Raw genomic sequence first — 20,128 nt, forward strand, 5'->3', positions numbered from 1 at the left:
CTGTGCGTCATATTGTAGCAGATGCTCGCGAGGTCCCCCGACGCAAAGGTGGTACTCCGTCGAGCGATGGGAACGGATGCGCGGCCGACTATTCCGGGGGCTACGGCACTGCACTTTTGTGGACCTTGAATTCTCCGGTTTCTCTGCAACGATGTCGCGGAACCTGCTCGAATTTCGCTTGCGCGTGATCCGTCGAGGGGTTGTTGAATATGGCGAAAGTAATCGGCATCAGTGGATTCGAGAGCTCGATCCCCTTCAAGAAGAAGCACTGGCCGGGGCTGGAGGAACGCGAATATCGGATCTCGCAAGGCCACGATTCGGCTGCGGTGCTGGTGGTCGACGGCAGGATCGTCGCCGGTGCCGCCGAAGAGCGCTTCAGCCGCAAGAAACATACCGGCGACTTCCCGATCGGCGCTATCAGCTACTGCCTGGAGACCGCTGGCCTGAAGCCGGCCGACATCGACGCGATCTCTCACGGCTTCGACTATTCCCCTTACAAAGCCGCCTTCATGCTCGATCCGACCTCCGCCCGACAATACAGGGAGGTCTTCTCGCGCGAAAAACTGCTGTCGCAAGTAGACGAGCACCTGCCCGGATTTCCCGCCAGCAAGGTCCACCACGTCAATCACCATCTGTCCCACGCCGCCAGCGCCTACTACACCTCCGGATGGGACGATTGCCTGGTGGTGGTCCTCGACGGCATGGGTGAGGTCCACGCCGTCAGCGTCTATCACGCGCACGACAGCGAGATCGACAAGCTCGCAGAGATCACCGCCCAGGATTCGATCGGCATCCTCTATTCCACCCTGACGCTGCATCTCGGCTTCGATTTCAACTCCGACGAATACAAGATCATGGGCCTCGCGCCCTACGGCGACCCCGCCCGCCACCGTCCTTTCTTCGAGCGCACCGTGGAGCTGCGCGACGACGGGCTGATCAGGATTCCTCTGCTTCGCCTCAATACCGAGCGCCACGATCGCGAAACCTACGGTGCGACGCGACGCCATCTCGACGAGCACCTGATCCCGGCCCGCGCGCCCGACGGCGACGTCACCGACGACCACCGCGACGTCGCCGCGGCGCTGCAGGAATGCCTCGACAGAGTCATGCTCCACATCTGTGGCCATTTCGGCCGCAGCACCGGCCTGCGCAGGCTCGCGATGGCGGGCGGCGTCGCGCTCAACTGCACCGCCAACGGCCGCCTGCTGCAGTCCGGCCTGTTCGACGAGATCTACGTTCAACCGGCCGCCGGCGACGACGGCTCCGCGCTCGGTGCCGCGCTCTGGTCGGCGTCGCGCGACCGCGGCGTGGAGAACGTCCGGATGCCGGTCCCCTTCCTCGGCCCCGCACACTCGCAGAGCGAGATCGACAGGGCGCTCGCCGACACCGCCGGCCGCATCGAGATCACGCGCTTTCCGGATCTGGACGAGACCTGTGCGGTGGCGGCCAGGCTCATCGCGGCCGGGCGCGTGCTCGGCTGGTACCGCGGACGCATGGAATTCGGCCCCCGTGCCTTGGGACACCGCAGCATCCTGGCCGATCCTGGTCATCCGGAGATGCGCGATCGCATCAACGCTATGGTCAAGATGCGCGAAGCCTTCCGCCCGTTTGCGCCGGCGGTTACCCTCGAGCAGGTCGAGAACTGGTTCGAGGTGCCGAAAGGTCTCAAGCTTCCCTACATGATCATGACCGCCGACGTGCGCCCCGAGCATCGCGCCGCGCTGCCGGCGATCACCCACGTCAACGGCTCGGCCCGCGTGCAGACGGTCGACGCCGGGGACAATCCAGAGTTCCACGCGCTGTTGCAGGCCGTCGGCCGGGCGACGGGCCGCGAAATGGTGCTGAACACGAGCTTCAACGTGAAGGGGCAGCCGATCGTCAACACCCCGCGCGAAGCCATCGACACCTTCCTTAGCACCGGCATCGAGTATCTCTTCCTCGAAAACGTGCTGATCCGCCGCGCGGGACAGAAGTAGCCAGAGCAAACCAGCCGGCGACGGGGAAGGTCGTGCGTCCAGCGTGGAAGCGACGGCGAACGTCTCAGCCCATTGCTCGACGTCTTAAACCGCAAATTCATCTGCCCTATTCCGAACGAACCCCACAGGAACGCGCTGAATGCAATTGCGTTTGCTATGAACTTCGATGTTCGCGTTTGGCGGTCTCGTTGAAAATCCGCCTCTGCTGCAGGATCGTCAAACGTGAGCTTGAGCGAAGCTTTCGCAGTGGGTCTTGGTCGTGTAAAAACGCCAGTCCCGAGGCAGTCGGGACTGGATTGGTGTCATGCCGCGATCGCAGCCATCAGCGGCTTGATCCCGACGATGTTCATGACCCGTGTCAGATTGTAGGCCAGGACGGAGAGCGCCATTTCGGCCGCCACTTTCGGAAGCGTTTTGGTGAGGAAGTGTGTCGCTCCCATGCGGGCCTTCATGGTGCCGAACGGATGCTCGACAGTTTCGCGGCGCTGACGCATGGCGTGCGGGCTTGCATCAAGGCGCTGCTGCACAGCCTCGAGCAGATGCTCATGCTCCCATCGCGTAATCCGCCGTTCTGACCCAGGCGTGCATTGGGTCTTGAGCGAACAGCTTTGACAGGCCGTGGTCCAGTAGCGCCGCAGCACCTTGCTGTCTTCTTCATTCGTATAGCGATATGATAGCCGCTCCCCGGCCGGGCAGCGATAGACGTCCTCCTCTGGCAAATAGGCAAAGTCCTGTTTACCGAAGCGTCCGTCTGCCTTAGCGCCGGACGTTAGCGGTTTGGGCAGAGTTACCGTGATGCCCGCTTCGTGGCACGCAAGGATCTCTGGGCTGTTGAAGTAGCCGCGATCGGCTACAGCTTCGAGCGTCTCAGTCTTCAGAACAGCCTTCGCCCGCTTGGCCATATTGGCAAGTTGTGCCCGATCCGAGCCGCTGTTCGTCACCTCGTGCGTCACAATCAGATGGTGTTCGGTGTCTACGGCGACCTGTACGTTGTAGCCGACAACACCAGAGCCGCGCCCGCTCGTCGCCATCGAGCGGCTGTCGGGGTCGGTCAGGGAGATTTGCTGGTCGGGTGACGCAAGCATCTGCTTCTCGTAGACGGCAAGCTTGCCCATTTCCTCCTTCAGTTTCGTCAGCTTCTCGGTAAGCCTCGTCACCTTCGTGGCCAGGGCCTCGGTCGGCTCCTGGCGGTCGGCCGTGTCAAGTTGGCTCAGATAGCGCGCGACGCTCTCCTCCAACTGAGCACGCCGTCGCTCCATCTTCGCGCGCGTGAAGTTCCTGTCCCGGTTGTTCACGGCCTTGAACTTGCTGCCATCGATGGCGACGCTCGCCGTCGCCAGCAGACCCATCTCTCGGCAGAGTTCGACGAAGCGCGCACATACCCTGCGCAGCGCCAGGCCGTTGTCCTTGCGGAAGTCCGCAATCGTCTTGTGATCGGGAGCGAGCCGACCCAGCAGCCACATCACCTCGACGTTGCGCCCGGCCTCTCGTTCCAGCCGCCGGCTCGACTGTACCCGGTTCAGATAACCGTAAATGTAAAGCTTCAGGAGCACCGAGGGATGGTACGACGGCCGACCGGTGGCCGCCGGCTCCACACCCTCAAAGCCCATCTCAGCCAAACCGAGCGCATCGACAAATACGTCGATCACGCGAACAGGGTTGCTCTCGTCAATGAAGTCATCGAGGCATTCGGGCAACAGCGACCGCTGTCCACGATCCGCCTCTTCAACGAAGCGCCTCATCGATTCCCCCAAAGAATCACAGGAGAATCATAACAGCAGCCCAGCGTTTTCACACAGCCAGGGTCAAAAGGCGACATCGTTGGTCCGGCGAAGCGCTCTTTCGCCATGTTAGTATGGCTGAACCTGGTCGACTGGGCGGCCTTGATATAGATCAAATCGCGATGACCGGCTCAGGAGGCGGCCTTTTTATCGCGGTTACTTCGCTCCTTTTGAAAGCAGCTCCAATGCATGCCACATCTCCGGAGTGAAACTTCCCCCAAGCGCGAGCGAGGCAATCGTGATTTCCTCGGGTGTGCGCTCACGTAGTGCCTCCAATAGCTCGATCACGCGCATGATTGAGCGCGGTCATCTGCCAAAATACTCAAGTCGATGGCCGTGAGTCAGAAGAAGTCAGCCATCCTGTCATGTGGTCGGCTGTTTCATCCTGCCTGGCCTTTTCCAGAAGAGCTTCTTTCTTCGCGCCTTGGGGCAGCGATTTCGCCGCCTCGCGCAAGCTTCTGGCCTCTGCGGCAAGGCGCTCTTTCAAGGAGTGTACCTGCTTAAATCGGCACCGGATTTGTCCCATGGCTTCCTCACGAGTTCTCTGCCGGGAACCGGGACTCTGACGGTGACAAACACCAAGGCGTATCGCAGGCTCGCCATTGACTGAATCCCCCAACTTTAGTCTTGTTTCTTGATCAGAAGTCTAGCTGCAACCTGAAGCCTCTGTCGACGACAGACTCCGTTTTCGCGCATTGGAATAAGAGCGGGAGGACGGTGTACTCAAACTTCGCCATCGCGTGCGGGGAATCATATGAGGAAACATCCTGGGCTATCGCGCCGCGACATGCTGAAGGGCTCGGGCGCGGTGCTGGCTGGGGCCGCCCTTTCAACGCGCGTGATGGCCGCCGCGCCGCCTGCGGAACCGGTGACGCCGACGTTGATCGAAGCGGCGAAGAAAGAGGGGCAGGTCGTCTACTACACGTCGACCGATCTGCCGGTTGCCGAGAAGCTGGCAAGGGCATTTGAAGCGAAGTATCCCGATATCACCGTGCGCGTCGAACGCACCGGCGCGGAGCGCGTGTTCCAGCGGGTCGGCCAGGAATATTCCAGCAACATTCATGCCGTCGACGTCGTCAATTCCTCCGACGCCGCGCATTTCATCGTGTGGAAGCGCGACGGCATTCTCGCGCCCTATGTTCCGGAAGAGGTCGCAAAATACTACCCCGAGGAGCATCGCGACGCGGACGGGCAATTCGCAAGCTTCCGGGTCTGGCTTTCGATCATTGCCTACAACACCAATCTCGTGAAGGCCGAGGAGGCGCCGAAGAGCTTTGCCGATCTGCTCGATCCGAAATGGAAGGGCAAAATCGTCAAGGCGCATCCCGGCTATAGCGGCACCATCATGACCGCAACCTACCAGTTGCAGCGCGATCTCGGCTGGAGCTTTTTCGAGAAGCTCGCCAAGCAGAACATCATGCAGGTGCAGTCCTCGACCGATCCACCCAAGAAGCTCGATCTCGGCGAGCGTGCTGTGATGGCCGACGGCAACGAATACAACATCTTTCAGATGAAGGAGGCCGGCCGCCCGGTCGAGCCGGTCTATGCCACCGAGGGGTCGCCGATTATTGTCGGCCCGAACGGGATCTTCAAGGACTGTCCGCATCCGAATGCCGCCAGGCTGTTCCAGTCCTTCGCGCTCGGGCGTGAGGGGCAGCAGCTCAATGTCGAGATCGGCGGCCTCAGATCCGTCCACGCGCAGGCCAAGGAGAAGGCTGGACGCAGACCGCTAAAGGACATCAAGACGATGAAGGACGATCCGGTGGCGGTGGAACGGGAAGGGGAATCGATCAAATCGCACTACACCCGCATCTTCCGAGTCTGATGGGACTGCTCAGACCAATAACTGCCCGTCCGGGCGCCTGCCGCATGGCACGTGCCCGGATTTCGCGCGGACTGGGTCAATAATGCCCCTCGGCGCGGGGGATATTTGATGTTACCAATTTGGCCATGAACCAGCATGCCAAGGTCGATATCCGCCATTCAACCTGTCCGCACGACTGCCCGTCGGCATGTGCGCTCGACGTCGAGGTGATCGAGGGACGCTCGATCGGCCGCGTCAGGGGCTCCAAACAGCAGACCTACACCGCCGGCGTGGTCTGCGCCAAGGTCGCGCGTTATGCCGAGCGGATTCATCATGCCGAGCGGCTGATGGTCCCGCTGCGCCGGACCGGGCCGAAGGGCTCCGGCCAGTTCGCGCGGATCTCCTGGGATGAGGCGCTGGACGAGATCGCGGCGCGGTTCGATGCGGCCGAGCGGGAATTCGGCGCCGAGTCGGTCTGGCCCTATTACTACGCCGGCACCATGGGGCTCGTGATGCGCGACGGCCTCAACCGGCTGTCGCATGTGAAGAAGTATTCGCGCTTCTACGGCACGATCTGCGCAACCATCGCGCGTATCGGCTTTGCGGCCGGGACCGGCAAGATCGCCGGTGTCGATCCCCGCGAGATGGGCGTCTCGGACCTCGTCGTGATCTGGGGCACCAATCCGGTGAACACCCAGGTCAATGTAATGACGCATGCATCGCGCGCGCGGAAGGAGCGCGGCGCGAAGATCGCGGCGGTCGACGTCTACAACAACGAGACCATGAAGCAGGCCGACATCAAGATCCTGCTGCGGCCGGGCACCGATGGCGCGTTTGCCTGCGCCGTGATGCACGTGCTGTTCCGCGAGGGATTTGCCGATCGCGAATATCTCGCGCGCTATACCGATTGCCCCGACGAGCTGGAAGCGCATCTCAAGACCCGCACGCCGGAATGGGCCTCAGTGATCTCGGGCGTGCCAGTCGAGGAGATCGAGGCGTTCGCGCGGCTGGTCGGACAGACCAAGCGCTCGTTCTTCCGTCTTGGCTACGGCTTCACCCGCAGCCGCAACGGTGCCGCCCAGATGCACGCTGCCTCGTGCATCCCCGCGGTCACCGGCGCCTGGCAATATGAGGGCGGCGGCGCGTTCTTCAATAACGCCGCAATCTGGCGTTTCGACGAGTCGATCATCGAAGGCCACGACGCGATCGATCCCTCGACGCGGGTGCTCGATCAGTCCAAGATCGGCCGCATCCTGACCGGCGATGCCGAGGCGCTCCGCGGCGGCGGGCCGGTCAAGGCGATGCTGATCCAGAACACCAATCCGATGACGGTCGCGCCCGAGCAGGCGCTGGTGCGCCAGGGCTTTGCTCGCGAGGATCTGTTCGTCGCGGTGCACGAGCAGTTCATGACCGAGACGGCGCAGATGGCCGATATCGTGCTGCCGGCGACGATGTTCATGGAGCACGACGACCTCTATTACGGCGGCGGTCATCAGCACATCTCGGTCGGCCCGAAGCTGATCGATCCGCCCGGCGAGTGTCGTTCCAATCACGAGGTGATGCAGGGGCTCGGCCGCCGGCTCAACGCCGTGCATCCCGGCTTCGACATGACGCCGCGCCAGCTGATCGATGCGACGCTGAAGAAGAGCGGGCACGGCACGATCGAGGCCCTGGAGGCCGACATTTGGCGCGACCTGCAACCTGATTTCCGCACGTCGCATTATCTCGACGGCTTTGCCCATGCCGACAAGAAGTTCCACTTCAAGGTGGATTGGGGCAAGGTGCCCGTCGGCACCGGCGGGCTAATGGGGGCGTGGGACAAGATGCCCTCGCTGCCCGACCACTGGACCATCATCGAGGAGGCGGACGCACAGCATCCGTTCCGGCTCGCGACGTCACCCTCGCGCAGCTTCCTGAACACCAGCTTCAACGAAACGCCGTCGTCGCAGGCCCGCGAGGGCGCGCCGACCGTGATGATTCATCCCGACGATGCGGCGACGCTCTTGATCGCCGATGGCGACGCGGTGACGCTCGGCAACATGCGCGGCGAGACCACATTGACCGCAAAACTGTTCGATGGCGTTCGCCGCGGCGTGCTGATCGCCGAGTCGATCCATCCGAACAAGTCCCATATCGGCGGGCGCGGCATCAACATGCTGACTGGGGCGGAGGCCGTCGCGCCGCTCGGCGGCGCCGCGTTCCACGACAACAAGGTCTGGATCCGGAAGGTATCGATGGCCGCATAAATCCTGCTTGCAGTCGGCGCCGATCCCGCCGCAAATGTCGGCTGACAACGGCACATTGGCCAAGAAAACAGGCAGGAAACATGACCGACAACAGCGTTCTTCTCGAAAAGCGCGGGCAGGCGTTCTGGATCACCATCAACCGCCCGGACAAGCGCAACGCGCTCAATGCCGGCGTGATCGCCGGCATTGCGAAGGGCTATCGCGAGGCGCATGACGACAAGGACGTGCGCGTCATCGTGCTGACGGGCGCGGGCGACAAGGCGTTCTGCGCCGGTGCCGATCTGCAGAACAGCGGCGCGGCGTTCTCGATGGATTTCTCGCGCCCCAATGTCGACTACGCCGATCTGCTGCGGCTGTCGCAGAATGCGACCAAGCCCGCGATCGCGCGGGTCGGCGGCGTCTGCATGGCCGGCGGCATGGGACTGTTGTGCATGACCGACATGGCGGTCGCCGCCGATGGCGTGATCTTCGGTCTGCCTGAGGTGAAGGTCGGCGTGTTCCCGATGCAGGTGCTGAGCCTGTTGCAGGCGATCGCCCCCGCGCGCCTCGTCAACGAATGGGCGCTGACCGGCGAGCCGTTTGACGCCGCGACGGCCAAGGCTGCGGGTCTTCTCAACTACGTCGTGCCGGCAGCCGAGCTCGATGCCAAGGTCGATTGGCTGATCGGCCGCATCGTCGACAAGTCGCCGACGGCGATCCGCCGCGGCAAATACGCGATGCGGGCGATCGCCTCGATGTCGTTCGACGAGAGCATCGCCTACACCGAAAGCCAGATCGCGCTACTCGCGATGACCGAGGACGCCAAGGAGGGCCTCAAGGCCTTCGGCGAGAAGCGCAAACCGACTTGGACCGGGCGCTAAGTGGAAACCCAATCCTGGTCTTCCGCCCGGTATCTCGCGCCGGCGTGAATCATGAAAATCAAGCGTGTCGATTGCTCGAAACGATTGAAGAATGAGGAGCGAGCACGCCTTCTGACAGGAGGGGCGTTCTGGCTCGCTCCTCGCGACGTTTCTTGGCGGCCACGATCAGTTGCTTCCGCGTGCGTTTGGCGTAGGTGGGTAGTTGTAGTCTCGAGCGATGGCGGCCGGCAGCACGCAGTTCAGCGTCCGTAAGATCGCTGTCTGCGCCTTCGGTGAAGCCGCCGTGGCGAAAGGACGTAAATGAGAGCTCGTTCCGAAGTCCCGCTGCTATGATTATCTTTTTAACGACATGCCGAAGGTAGCGCAGATCCTTGCGCTCGGTGATCCACGGCAGAGGAGTAGGCGACCTGCGATGAGCATGATCACGGCGAAACGCCAGTCCTGAAGCGACTGAGTCTTTGAGAGCATCAAGCTCCGCCATCAGCTCGGGGAAGAGCAGCACACTGTTCTCATCGACCAAAGGCCACCAGGCTTCTTCGCCATTCTTTGGGTGCATAATCCTCACGCTGTTGGGGCGTTCTTTCGGTCGATAGTGCTCGATTTCGAAGACTCCAAATATATGTTCCTCGCGCTGCAGCCATTCCCAGGTCAGCAATGCAGCGGTTGCGATCGAGTGGTACCCCAGTCTCTTTGCGGCTTGCCTGAAGGCGGCAAGCTCGTCCCAGGTTGCGGTTGGCGTCTCTCGCAGGGCCTGACCAGGGGCACGCGATTTTAAGCCCATCCGCGAGAATGGGTTGATGGCTGGCACTTTCGTTTCCTGGGCGCGCTGACCAACGAACCAGGCGCGCCTGCATGCGGTCATGGCAGCGTTTGCGAAACGCCGACGCTCGCGCTTGACGATGTTTCCATCCGCGTCCTTGTATTGAACGACGAGCAGATTTGCATAAACCGCATCGACAAATGCTTTGGAAAAATCGGCAATCTGTTTCGAGCCCGCGCGGCTACCGTCGTTCAATTCGTGGTTGGCGAATAGCGCCAGGCCTTGGTCGTATAAGCGTTGGGTCTTGAAATCGATTTCACGCCATCGGTGGTTGGCTTTGAAAACGCCGACAAGCCAATCAAAAGTGCCAGGCACGGGAGACGCCGGGACCATGTCGGTCAATCCGCCCGAACGCCAGCTGTCGAAGGCAGGCAGCAGAATATTCTTGGTTCTGTTGAGAGCGATTGCATAGTCTTCTCCCAGTGCTTCAGCTGTGACAGGGCAGCCTTCATTGCGAGCCCACGTTGGCGGCTCGAAGAAATTTCTGCACCGGCAATGGCGCAGGTCCAACACGGCGTGGTAACACCGGCAGTGCAGAAATTTCGGCCGCCCGGCGGCTGCACAGACCAGCTCAGGCAGCAGTGGAAGGCGATGGGCGGCGAACTGGACTGCGCCGAACAGAAGCCGGTGCCGGTGCCGGCCCCACCCGCGACTGCACAATCGATCCCGGCCCCGCAGCCGGTGTCGACGCCGCAGCCGGTGATCCAACCTCCAAGTCCGAAGGACATTGTCACGTCCAATAATGATAATCTCGGCAGATCGACAGCTTCGACCTTCGGAGGAGGGGCCATCTTTGACCCCACGACCGGACAGGTTACTCACTTTTCGACACTCGTGAACGGAATGCCCTCCACCAATGTCGGCGGCGCGCTCGAAGCGATCGAGCAGCAGATTGCCACGATGAGCTCCTCCATGATCAACGACATCGGAAGCGGCGCGGTCGGGCTGGTCCGGCAGAGGGACCCAACAGCGGCCGTGACCATAGCTGCCAAGACGGGTGGCAAGCTCGTCGATCTGACCGGCAGCGACGGCCGTCGGACCTTGACGGGCATCACAAATGGCATTGTCTCAGCGCAATCGTCTGATGCGCTCACGGGGCAGCAGCTGTACCGGTCAGCCGATTCGGTCGCGACCTGGCTTGGCGGGGGCTCGCACGTCAATTCCGACGGAACCGTGTCGCAGCCCTCGTATACGATCCTCGGGAGCACCTATCATGACGTCGCCTCTGCCTTGAATGCTGCGTCTGTGAACAGCATCCGATATGACGTCGCAGCAGACGGTCATCGCCTGAATTCGGTAACTTTGCAGGGCGGCTCTCCCGGCGCTGTAGCACTGCACAATGTGGCCGCGGGTACCGCGGCGAACGATGCGACCAACATGAAGCAACTGAATGATGGTCTCGCCGCGCTGGGCACTGAAGACCGGATGTATACAGATCGAAAGGTGGCCGCGGTGGGCCGGCGCGCGCGAGCGGCTGGTTCGGCAGCGATGGCAGCGGCGGGACTTGCGTTCTCGGATGAGGCCAAAGGCGACCGCTCCGTAGCAATCGCGGTCGGCGCTTTCCGGGACTCAGTCTCATTGGCGGGAGGTCTTGCCTACCGCGCGAGTGATGCGGTGCGCCTCAAGGCAAGTGTGTCCTACACGCCGGACACGGGCGACGTTGGAGCTTCCGGCTCAATCGGCGTCAGATTCTGACCTCCTCGGCGCAGCACCATTGTCGCTCGAATCCGCCGCCATCAATCCGGAAACAAGCCATGCCCAGATCACGCTTGCCTCGTGTTGCTGCTTGGCTCTTGCCATTGGCCTTGGCCGGCTTGTCGGCGGCGATCGCGTCTGACCCTGCACCCCGGCCTTCGAGCCTGACTGGAGCGGCCCCTGCCAGTATTGTATCCGAGCCGACAAAGGCAACTTCGCTTGGATTCGAGTGGGCGAGCGTCTTCGCGCCAGGAAAATCGGCCGCGGCGGGCGACTACACCCGCACGATCAGGCCTTTCCTCGATTGGATCCAGGTTTGCGATGAGGTCCGCAACGCGCGGCGCATCTGCTATCTGGAGACGATCTCGCACGGTGATGCCGCGCGATTGGACTGGCGTATCGCGCTCACCAAGGATGGACGATCGATGGCGCTGATCATGCTGCCACGCGACAGCAGTGTGGAGGTCGGCGCCACGGTCTCCTTTGGCGGCTTCACGCGCGTCATCAAGCCGCTGATCTGCGACCAGGCGCTATGCGCCGCAACGTTTCCCGCGGACGCCGCTTTGATCTCGTTGCTGGGACGTGAGGACCGCGCCACGATCGTGTTCGAGCGAGTTGGCAAGCCCATCACGATAATGGCGAGCTTGCGGGGCCTTATGTTGGCACTGACGGATCTTTCGCAGTCGGTGGCTGCTGCCACCCCGGCACGCCCTCCAGCGAAGCCCGTTGCGCGCCGGACATCGACCGAAGCCGTCGCTGCCACCCCAGGCGGCGGCCCCTGGAAGGGCATCCGATAACGCTTCGCCTGGTAACTCCCACATGGTCAACGTTCGGGCTGGAGCGTTTTATTTGCGCTCGAAAGCGCCCTATGCCCTCGCTGAAAAGCGGTCGAATGCGGTGAGTGTCTGGATCCGCACCTCAACTTCCCTTTGATAGATCGTCCCCTGCAGATATTCGATCTCGGCTGTCTGATTGGGCTCATCGACGTCAATGTACCAGGACCGCGGCCGGCCATCGGCGCCGTCGCTCCAGCGATAGCCGCGGCGCTTGAGCTCGTCCTTGAGCTCGAACGGCGACTGCTCAGCCCAGATCCGGATCGTCTTGCGGCGGGCTCGCTCGAGCAGCACGGAGAGCACGGTGCGATCGAGCTGGGGCAGGGTCATGGCGAGGATTTCGAGCAGCGCCAGGCAATCGTCGACCGCCCGGTGCGCCTCGTGAAACAGCCCGGCTTTCATCAGGAGATAGGACAGGCGCGATCCCTCGAAGCCAAGGCCGCGCCATTCGACCTCGCTCACCGAGCAGGCCCAGGCCTTCTGCGTCAACAGGGGTGCATAGCGCTCCATGAACTTGCGATCGAAGCCGGCATTGTGGGCGATGACCACGACCGCATCGGAGACGAAGGCGTTGATGCGCTCCTCATCGAGGCCGTGGTCCTTGACCATCTCGTCGGTGATACCGGTCAGCGCCGTGATCTCGATGGGAATTGCGATCGACGGCTGATTGAAGCAACTGAAAGTATCGATGACCCGGCCGATCCTTCCGTCGGAAAGATAGGTGAACTTGACCATCCCGAGCTCGATGATCTCGTCTTTGGCCGTATCGAGTCCGGTGGTTTCGACATCGAGCAGGATTGCGATCTTGGTCGATTGCCCGTCGCTTGGAGCAAATTCGGAGCGGGGAACGAGCCGCCGCAGCACCCGGTAATCGGGTGACTGCTCCAGCATGCCGGCGATCTCGGCAAGAGTCGGTTGAACGATCATATTGGGCCGTGTGAGAACATTGAGCTTGTTTGATAGCTCGCAAGTCTATCCGATCGGATCGGGCCTCGCATCGCAGCCCCTGTGGATAGGTCATTGGTGCGCGGAGATTCCCGGCGGCAGGAAGGACTTCTCCCGTGGAACCGGATTGACGATCCGGTCGGTCATCGTCCTAAAATTGAAGCTGTACTTGTTTGAACCAAGCGGCGAGAGCGGCGAAGACCAAACAGTTGTTGTCATCCGATGTTGGCCTTCAGGCCGGCAGCTTCGATGCCGGCTACGGCGCAGATCTCGTCATTGTCCGAGGTGTCGCCGCTGACGCCGACGGCGCCGAGCAGGGAAGAACCGTCCATGATCAGCACGCCGCCGGGGACCGGCACCAGCCGGCCCTGCGCCAGCGTGTTCACGGAATCGATGAAATAGGCCTGCTCCTGGGCGCGCTGAAACAGCGCCCGCGATCCCATCCCGAGCGCCAGCGCGCCATAGGCCTTGCCATGGGCGATCTCGGCCCGCATCAGGCTGGTGCCGTCCTGTGCCGCCGTCACCTTCACCGCGCCGCGCGCGTCGAGGATGGTGACGACCAGCGGCTTGAACTTCTTCTCGACCCCCTTGGCCAGCGCGGCATCCAGAATCTTGCGGGCAGTTTCGAGAGTGAGCTCAGCCATGGGCCTTTTCCTTTGTCGGCAATGATTGATCGGATTGCGATTTCGCACGTTTCAGGCTCATCGCCAATACGCTGGCGACATGCAGCGGCGTGCGCCCGCTGCCGTCCTTGATCTGGTGCCGACAGGAGGTGCCGTCGGCCACGATCAGGGTGTCCGGATCGGCGCTGCGAACCGTTGGCAGTAGCGACAGCTCGGCCATCTCGATCGAGGCCTGATAGGTGTCTGCGCCGTAGCCGAACGCGCCGGCCATGCCGCAGCAGCTCGACTCGATGGTCTTGACGTCGAGGCCCGGTACCAGGCGCAGCACCTTCTCCACCGGCTTGAACGCGCCGAAGGATTTTTGGTGGCAATGACCGTGCACCGCGGCCTTGCCGGCGACCGCGCCGAGCGGCAAAGCGAGCCGCCCGGCCTCGGCCTCGCGCACCAGAAATTCCTCGAACAGCAGCGCGTGCGCGCTGACGGTCTTGGCGGCCTCATCCGAACGCAGCGACAGCAGCTCGTCGCGCAGGGTCAGCAGGCAGCTTGGCTCGAGACCAATGATCGGCACGCCGCGGGCCGCGAACGGGACATAGGTCGCAACCAGCCGGTCAAGCTCGGCGCGAGCCTCCTCAACCAGTCCGGCCGACAGGAACGTTCGCCCGCAGCACGGCGGCCGCCCGCCGTCCGATGGCCTCGGCAGATGCACGCGATAGCCGCCGGCGACCAGGACTTCGATCGCGGCGTCGAGATTTTCCCGCTCATAGCCGCGGTTGAACGTATCGGCGAACAGCACCACTTCGCGGCCGTCGGCTGGACCCAGCACCTCGGCGTCCGGCCGGAAGGTGTCGCTGCGAAATTCCGGCAGCGCGCGCTTGGCGCTGATCCCGGCGAGCCTCTCGAACAGGCTGCGCAACAGTGGGCTGCGGTTGCGCCAGTTCGCGATCGGCGCAAAGCGCGAGGCGAGATCGACGTAGCGCGGCAGATAGCCGACCAGCCGGTCGCGCAGCGTTAGACCATGGGTCGCCGCGCGCGCCGCCAGCACCTCGATCTTCATCTTGGCCATGTCGACGCCGGTCGGGCATTCATGGCGGCACGCCTTGCAGGAAACGCAGAGTTTTAGCGTCTCCATCATCTCGTCGGAGGCGAGCGCGTCCGCACCCAGCTGGCCTGAGATCGCGAGCCGCAACGTATTGGCGCGGCCGCGGGTGACGTCCTTCTCATTGCGCGTGGCACGATACGACGGGCACATCACGCCGCCTTCGAGCTTCCGGCAGGCGCCGTTGTTGTTGCACATCTCGACGGCACCCTGGAAGCCGCCGCCGGCGCCGGGATAGGCCGACCAGTCCAGCACCGTCTTCAATTCGCCGACGCGATAATCCGGCGAAAAACGAAACAGCGAACGGTCGTCCATCCTGGGCGGATCGACGATCTTGCCCGGGTTGAGCGTGTTGGTCGGATCGAAGCGCTGCTTGACCTCGCGGAAATCGGCCACGATGCGCTGCCCGAACATCGCTTCGTGGAATTCCGAGCGCACCAGGCCGTCGCCGTGCTCGCCCGAATGCGAGCCCTTGTATTCGCGCACCATCGCGAAGGCTTCCTCGGCAATGGCGCGCATGGCCTTGACGTCCTTCTCGAGCTTGAGATTGAGCACCGGGCGCACATGCAGGCAGCCTTCGGAGGCATGCGCATACATCGTGCCGCGGGTGCCGTGCCTGGCGAACACGGCATTGAGCCGCTCGGTGTAATCGGCGAGATGCGGCAGCGGCACCGCGCAATCCTCGACGAACGAGACCGGCTTGCCCTCCTGCTTCATCGACATCATGACGTTGAGGCCGGCGGCGCGGAAATCGGCGATGCCGGTCTGCAGCGCGGGCTCAATGATCTCGACCACGCCGCCCCATTTGCGCTGCGGCTTGTCCCAGCCGAAGCCGAGGTCGGCCATCAGCTCGCCGAGCTGCCTGAGGCGGGCGAGGTTGTCGGCCTGGTCCTCTTCGGCGAACTCGACCACCAGGATGGCGTCTGGATCGCCGCGCACCGCAGCCGAGATGATCGGCTGGAACATCGCGATCTCGCGGCCGAGCGCGATCATGGTGCGGTCGACCAGCTCCACGGCAATGGGTCGCAGCTTGACCAGATGCTGGGCCGCGTCCATCGCCTCGTAGAAGCTGCCGAAATGGCAGACGCCGAGCGCCTTGTTGCGGATCGCAGGCCACAGCTTGAGTTCGACCTGCGTCGTGAAGGCGAGGGTGCCCTCCGAGCCGACCAACAGATGTGCCAGGTTGTTCGGCGCGTTGCGCGGCACCAGCGCGTCGAGGTTATAGCCGCCGACGCGGCGCTGCACCTTGGGGAATTTGTCGGCGATCTCGAGCGCCTCGCGCTCGCCGAGATCGAGCATGTCGCGAAACAGCTTCAGTCCGTTGTCGGACGAATTGACCCGCGTCAGGTCGCGCGGCACCTCGCCGAAATGCAGCAGCGTGCCGTCGGCGAGCGCGGCATCCATCGACAGCGTGTTGTCGCGCATCGTGCCGTAGCGCAGCGAACGGCCGCCGCAGGAATTGTTGCCGGCCATGCCGCCGATCGTGGCGCGCGATGCAGTCGAGACGTCGACCGGAAACCACAGCCCGTGCTTCCTGAGCTGGCGGTTGAGATCGTCGAGCACGATGCCGGGCTCGACCACGCAGGTCCGATGCTCGACGTCGAGCGAGAGGACCCGATTCAGGTGCTTGGACAGGTCGACCACGATGCCGTCATTGACGGTCTGGCCGCATTGCGAGGTGCCGCCGCCGCGCGGGGTGACGATCCGCCCGGCGTCGCGGACGATCGCAAGCGCCCGCAATGCCTCGTCGACGGTTCGCGGCACCACCACGCCGGCCGGCATGATCTGGTAGAACGAGGCGTCGGTCGCGTAGCGGCCGCGGTTGAAGGCGTCGAAAAAGACGTCGCCGGCCAGTTCGGACCGCAGGCGCTGTTCGAGCGAGGAGGCGTTCTTCATCCCAGATCCGATGTGATCCATGACGCCACGGTGATTGCTCATGGATTATGCATTCTCTCGACGTGAGAATTACATTATGAATTCATAATGGGCAAGGATGGCTGCCCTCCAACCATCCTTGAGCTGGCCCCTTTAGTCGTTCTGGGGCGTCGTCTCCAGGCCGCTGTCCGGCCCCTCCGCGAGGTGATCGATGGCGGCGGCGCGCTTGTTGCGCAGGTGCTGGAACAGGATGTCGCTGAGCTCGCTTGCCGCGCGTCGGCGCAGCGCATCGAGGATCGCCTCGTGCTCGCGCATCGCCTCGGCCCAACGCTGCCGCTTGCGGGCGAAATTGGCGGAATAGCGGACGCGGCGGATCCGGCCGGCGAAGTTGGCATAGGTCGCCTTCAGCGTCTCGTTGCGCGCGGCCGCAACGATGCTCTCGTGGATTTGCTGGTTGGTCTGGAAATAGCCGTGCATGTCGCGGTGCAGATAATGGCCGTACATCTCGTAATGCAGCCGCTCGATCGCGACGATTTCTTCGTCGGTGATGATCTCGCATGCCAGTCGTCCGGCGAGGCTCTCGAGCCCGGCCATGACGTCGAACAATTCCTCGAGGTCGCGCGGGCTGAGCCGGCGCACCCGCGCGCCGCGGTTGGGCAAGAGCTCGATCAGGCCCTCGGCAGCCAGCACCTTGAGCGCTTCGCGCAGCGGCGTCCTTGAGATCCCCAGCATCTCGCAGAGCTGCCGCTCTGGAACGCGGGCGCCCTCGGGAATGTTGCCTTCCACCACATAGTCGCGGAGCCGCAGCAGGATCTCGCCGTGAAGCGAGGCCTCCTGGCGGTCGCTGCCATTGCCGGCGGCTGGCGGGCTGATTGGAACCCCGGCTTCGGGAATCGCGGATTTCATATTCTGAACAATAATTTGCCGGCGCGGTCGCGTCGATGCTCTCAATCGAATACCAAAATTCGATTGAAAAGACAAAAAATGAATGCAGAATAGATCGCCGAGGGGCCGAAATCCGGCGATTGGGAGGTTCTCATGCATCAAGGGCGCCATTTTCTGCAGATTCCAGGGCCAAGCCCGGTCCCAGATCGCATCCTTCGGGCGATGGATATGCCGGTCATCGACCACCGCAGCGCCGAATTCGCCGCGCTCGGCCGTGCCGTGCTCGAGGGCAGCCAGAAGGTGTTTCAGACCAAAGGGCCGGTGGTGATCTTCCCGTCGTCCGGGACCGGCGCCTGGGAGGCCGCGATCGTCAACACCCTGTCGCCGGGCGACACGGTCCTGATGGTCGAGACCGGCCACTTCGCCACACTGTGGCGGCAGATGGCCGGCCGCTTCGGCATCGAGGTGGATTTCATACCCGGCGACTGGCGCCGCGGCGCGGACCCCGCCCAGATCGAAGCAAGGCTTGCCGCCGACACCGCGCACAGCATCAAGGCGGTGATGGTCGTCCACAACGAGACCTCGACCGGTGCGACCAGCCGGATCGCGGACATCCGTACTGCCATCGACCGCACCGCGCATCCGGCGCTCCTGATGGTCGACACCATTTCCTCACTCGGCTCGGTCGATTACCGGCACGACGAGTGGAAGGTCGACGTCAGCGTCAGCTGCTCGCAGAAGGGCTTCATGCTGCCGCCCGGCCTTGGCTTCAACGCCATCTCGGAGAAGGCGCGCGCCGCGTCGCGCACCAATAAGATGCCGCGCTCTTATTTCGACTGGGAGGAAATGCTGAAGCCGAACGCCAAGGGCTTCTTCCCCTATACGCCGGCGACGAATCTGCTCTACGGGCTGCGCGAGGCGATCGCGATGTTGCTGGAGGAGGGGCTCGACAACGTGTTCGCCCGCCATCTGCGGCTGGCCGCCGCCACGCGCGCCGCCGTCAATCAGTGGGGGCTCGAGGTGCTGTGCCAGGAGCCCTCGGAATTCTCGCCGGTGCTGACCGCGGTGATGATGCCGCCCGGACATGATGCCGATCAGTTCCGCAAGGTCGTGCTCGACAATTTCAACATGTCGCTCGGTGCCGGCCTGTCGAAGGTCGCAGGCAAGGTGTTCCGCATCGGTCATCTCGGCGAGTGCAACGAGCTGACGCTGCTTGGCGCGCTGACCGGAGTCGAGATGGGATTGTCGGTCGCCGGTGTGCCGCACCGCTCGGGCGGCGTCGAGGCGGCGATGAAGCTTCTCGAACAGCGCGACCAGCGCAATACACCGCCGCATCTGAAAGTCGTCGGCACCTAGCAGCCAGCGCCTCAACAAACTCAAAAAAATCGCGGGGGAGGGGATATGAGGCTTCGGTTCAAGGCCACCCATGTCGTGTTGGCCATGCTCTGCGTGATGTATTTCATCACCTATGTGGACCGGGTGAACATCGGCACCGCGGCCGGCGAGATCCAGAAGGAGCTCGGCCTGTCCAACACCGAACTCGGCCTGGTGTTCTCGGCCTTTGCCTATCCATACCTGCTGTTCCAGGTGATCGGCGGCTGGGTCGGCGATCGCTTCGGGCCGCGCCAGACCTTGTTCTGGTGCGGCATGATCTGGGCCGCGGCGACCATCATGACCGGCTTTGTCCATGGCCTTGCCGCGCTGTTCGTCGCGCGTTTCGCGCTGGGGTTCGGCGAAGGCGCGACGTTTCCGACCGCGACGCGCGCGATGCAGTACTGGACGCCGGCGAACCGCCGCGGTTTCGCGCAAGGCCTGACGCATTCATTCGCGCGGCTCGGCAATGCCATCACTCCGCCGGTGGTCGCGCTGCTGATCCTCTGGCTGACCTGGCGCGGCGCGTTCGTCGTGCTTGGCTTTGTCAGTCTGATCTGGGGCGTTGCGTGGGTCTGGTACTTCCGCAACGAGCCGCGGGACCATGGCTCGATCACCGCGGCCGAGCTTGCGACCTTGCCGCCGCGGCCGAAAGGCGAGCGGCCGAAGGTGCCGTGGGGACCGCTGCTGCAGCGGATGTGGCCGGTGACGCTGACCTATTTCTGCTACGGCTGGTGCCTGTGGCTCTATCTCAACTGGCTGCCGCTGTTCTTCAAAAACAACTACAGCCTTGATCTGAAGAACTCGGCGCTGTTCGCATCCGGCGTGTTCTTTGCCGGCGTCGTCGGGGACAGCATCGGCGGCGTCATCTCCGATCGCATTCTCGAGCGCACCGGCAATGTACGGCTGGCACGACTCAGCGTGACGGTCGTGGGCTTCGCCGGCGCGCTGCTGTCGCTGATGCCGATCCTGTTCGTCCACGACATCACGGTGGTGGCGCTCTGCCTGTCGGCCGGCTTCTTCTGCGCCGAACTCGTGATCGGGCCGATGTGGTCGATCCCGATGGACATCGCGGCGAAATATTCCGGCACCGCCGCCGGGATCATGAACACCGGCTCGGCTTTCGCGGCCATCGTCTCGCCGCTGGTCGCCGGCTTCGTCATCGACGCCACCGGAAACTGGTACCTGCCGTTCCTGATGTCGATGGGACTGCTGCTGGTCGGCGGCTTCTCGGCGTTTCTGATGCGTCCCGAAAGGCCGTTCGAGGAGACGAACGAATCGGTGGTGCCGGGCAAGGTGGTAGCCGCCGAATGAGGCG

Annotated in this window: 14 protein-coding genes; 8 read left to right on the plus strand and 6 right to left on the minus strand. The window is 63.1% G+C overall.

Annotation, left to right across the window (positions count from 1 at the left end):
• Positions 1 to 209: 209 nt before the first annotated feature.
• Entirely contained in the window at positions 210 to 1,976 is a 1,767-nt protein-coding gene (locus J2R78_RS29260; RefSeq protein ID WP_256558684.1) for a carbamoyltransferase C-terminal domain-containing protein, read from the plus strand.
• Between the two features lie 302 nt (positions 1,977 to 2,278).
• Here the strand turns inward: J2R78_RS29260 and J2R78_RS29265 are convergent, their stop codons facing one another.
• The gene (locus J2R78_RS29265; protein WP_253607763.1) at positions 2,279 to 3,718 is read right to left on the minus strand and encodes an IS1182 family transposase; all 1,440 of its coding nucleotides are present in this window, start codon (positions 3,716 to 3,718) and stop codon (positions 2,279 to 2,281) included.
• Positions 3,719 to 4,511: 793 nt separating this feature from the next.
• On the opposite strand from J2R78_RS29265, the gene J2R78_RS29275 reads away from it, so the two are divergent.
• From J2R78_RS29275 to J2R78_RS29285, 3 genes are all read left to right on the plus strand, one after another.
• Positions 4,512 to 5,582: a substrate-binding domain-containing protein gene (locus J2R78_RS29275; protein ID WP_253607765.1), complete on the plus strand. Its 1,071-nt coding sequence runs from the start codon at positions 4,512 to 4,514 to the stop codon at positions 5,580 to 5,582.
• Between the two features lie 125 nt (positions 5,583 to 5,707).
• Positions 5,708 to 7,807, plus strand: a complete 2,100-nt coding sequence (locus tag J2R78_RS29280) for a molybdopterin oxidoreductase family protein (protein ID WP_253607766.1) — start codon at positions 5,708 to 5,710, stop codon at positions 7,805 to 7,807.
• Positions 7,808 to 7,887: 80 nt separating this feature from the next.
• Positions 7,888 to 8,667 (plus strand): enoyl-CoA hydratase/isomerase family protein, encoded by a 780-nt coding sequence (locus J2R78_RS29285; RefSeq protein WP_253607767.1) that lies wholly within the window; start codon positions 7,888 to 7,890, stop codon positions 8,665 to 8,667.
• A 58-nt stretch (positions 8,668 to 8,725) separates the two neighbouring features.
• On the opposite strand, the gene J2R78_RS29290 is transcribed toward J2R78_RS29285, so the two are convergent.
• Positions 8,726 to 10,000 carry a hypothetical protein gene (locus tag J2R78_RS29290; protein WP_253607768.1) on the minus strand — a complete coding sequence of 425 codons (1,275 nt, stop codon included), beginning with the start codon at positions 9,998 to 10,000 and terminating at the stop codon, positions 8,726 to 8,728.
• Between J2R78_RS29290 and J2R78_RS29295 the strand changes: the two genes are divergently transcribed.
• Both J2R78_RS29295 and J2R78_RS29300 read left to right on the plus strand, forming a co-directional pair.
• Positions 9,983 to 11,182: a YadA-like family protein gene (locus J2R78_RS29295; protein WP_253607769.1), complete on the plus strand. Its 1,200-nt coding sequence runs from the start codon at positions 9,983 to 9,985 to the stop codon at positions 11,180 to 11,182. The genes J2R78_RS29290 and J2R78_RS29295 overlap by 18 nt on opposite strands.
• Before the next feature lie 59 nt (positions 11,183 to 11,241).
• Positions 11,242 to 11,979 (plus strand): invasion associated locus B family protein, encoded by a 738-nt coding sequence (locus tag J2R78_RS29300; RefSeq protein WP_253607770.1) that lies wholly within the window; start codon positions 11,242 to 11,244, stop codon positions 11,977 to 11,979.
• Positions 11,980 to 12,048: 69 nt separating this feature from the next.
• Here J2R78_RS29300 and J2R78_RS29305 read toward each other — a convergent pair whose 3' ends face one another.
• The 4 genes from J2R78_RS29305 to J2R78_RS29320 all read right to left on the minus strand — a co-directional run bounded on the left by J2R78_RS29305 (position 12,049) and on the right by J2R78_RS29320 (position 17,460).
• Positions 12,049 to 12,942 (minus strand): 3'-5' exonuclease, encoded by an 894-nt coding sequence (locus J2R78_RS29305; protein WP_253607771.1) that lies wholly within the window; start codon positions 12,940 to 12,942, stop codon positions 12,049 to 12,051.
• A gap of 233 nt (positions 12,943 to 13,175) precedes the next feature.
• Positions 13,176 to 13,604, minus strand: coding sequence for a heme-binding protein (locus J2R78_RS29310; RefSeq protein WP_076833912.1), 429 nt, complete (start codon positions 13,602 to 13,604; stop codon positions 13,176 to 13,178).
• Positions 13,597 to 16,575 carry an FAD-binding and (Fe-S)-binding domain-containing protein gene (locus tag J2R78_RS29315; RefSeq protein ID WP_253609942.1) on the minus strand — a complete coding sequence of 993 codons (2,979 nt, stop codon included), beginning with the start codon at positions 16,573 to 16,575 and terminating at the stop codon, positions 13,597 to 13,599. The genes J2R78_RS29310 and J2R78_RS29315 overlap by 8 nt, the downstream gene beginning before the upstream one ends.
• 132 nt (positions 16,576 to 16,707) lie before the next feature.
• Complete coding sequence (locus tag J2R78_RS29320; RefSeq protein ID WP_253607772.1) at positions 16,708 to 17,460, minus strand: GntR family transcriptional regulator; 753 nt, start codon at positions 17,458 to 17,460, stop codon at positions 16,708 to 16,710.
• 132 nt (positions 17,461 to 17,592) lie between these two features.
• Here J2R78_RS29320 and J2R78_RS29325 point away from each other — a divergent pair, with 132 nt between their 5' ends.
• On the plus strand, positions 17,593 to 18,795 hold the full coding sequence (locus J2R78_RS29325) for an alanine--glyoxylate aminotransferase family protein (RefSeq protein ID WP_225647022.1): 1,203 nt from the start codon (positions 17,593 to 17,595) through the stop codon (positions 18,793 to 18,795).
• A gap of 45 nt (positions 18,796 to 18,840) precedes the next feature.
• Positions 18,841 to 20,124, plus strand: a complete 1,284-nt coding sequence (locus tag J2R78_RS29330; RefSeq protein ID WP_253607773.1) for an MFS transporter — start codon at positions 18,841 to 18,843, stop codon at positions 20,122 to 20,124.
• The last annotated feature ends 4 nt before the right edge of the window (positions 20,125 to 20,128 follow it).

It is taken from the genome of Bradyrhizobium sp. USDA 4538 (genome assembly GCF_024171045.1).
GTDB classification, from domain to species: Bacteria; Pseudomonadota; Alphaproteobacteria; order Rhizobiales; family Xanthobacteraceae; genus Bradyrhizobium; species Bradyrhizobium australafricanum.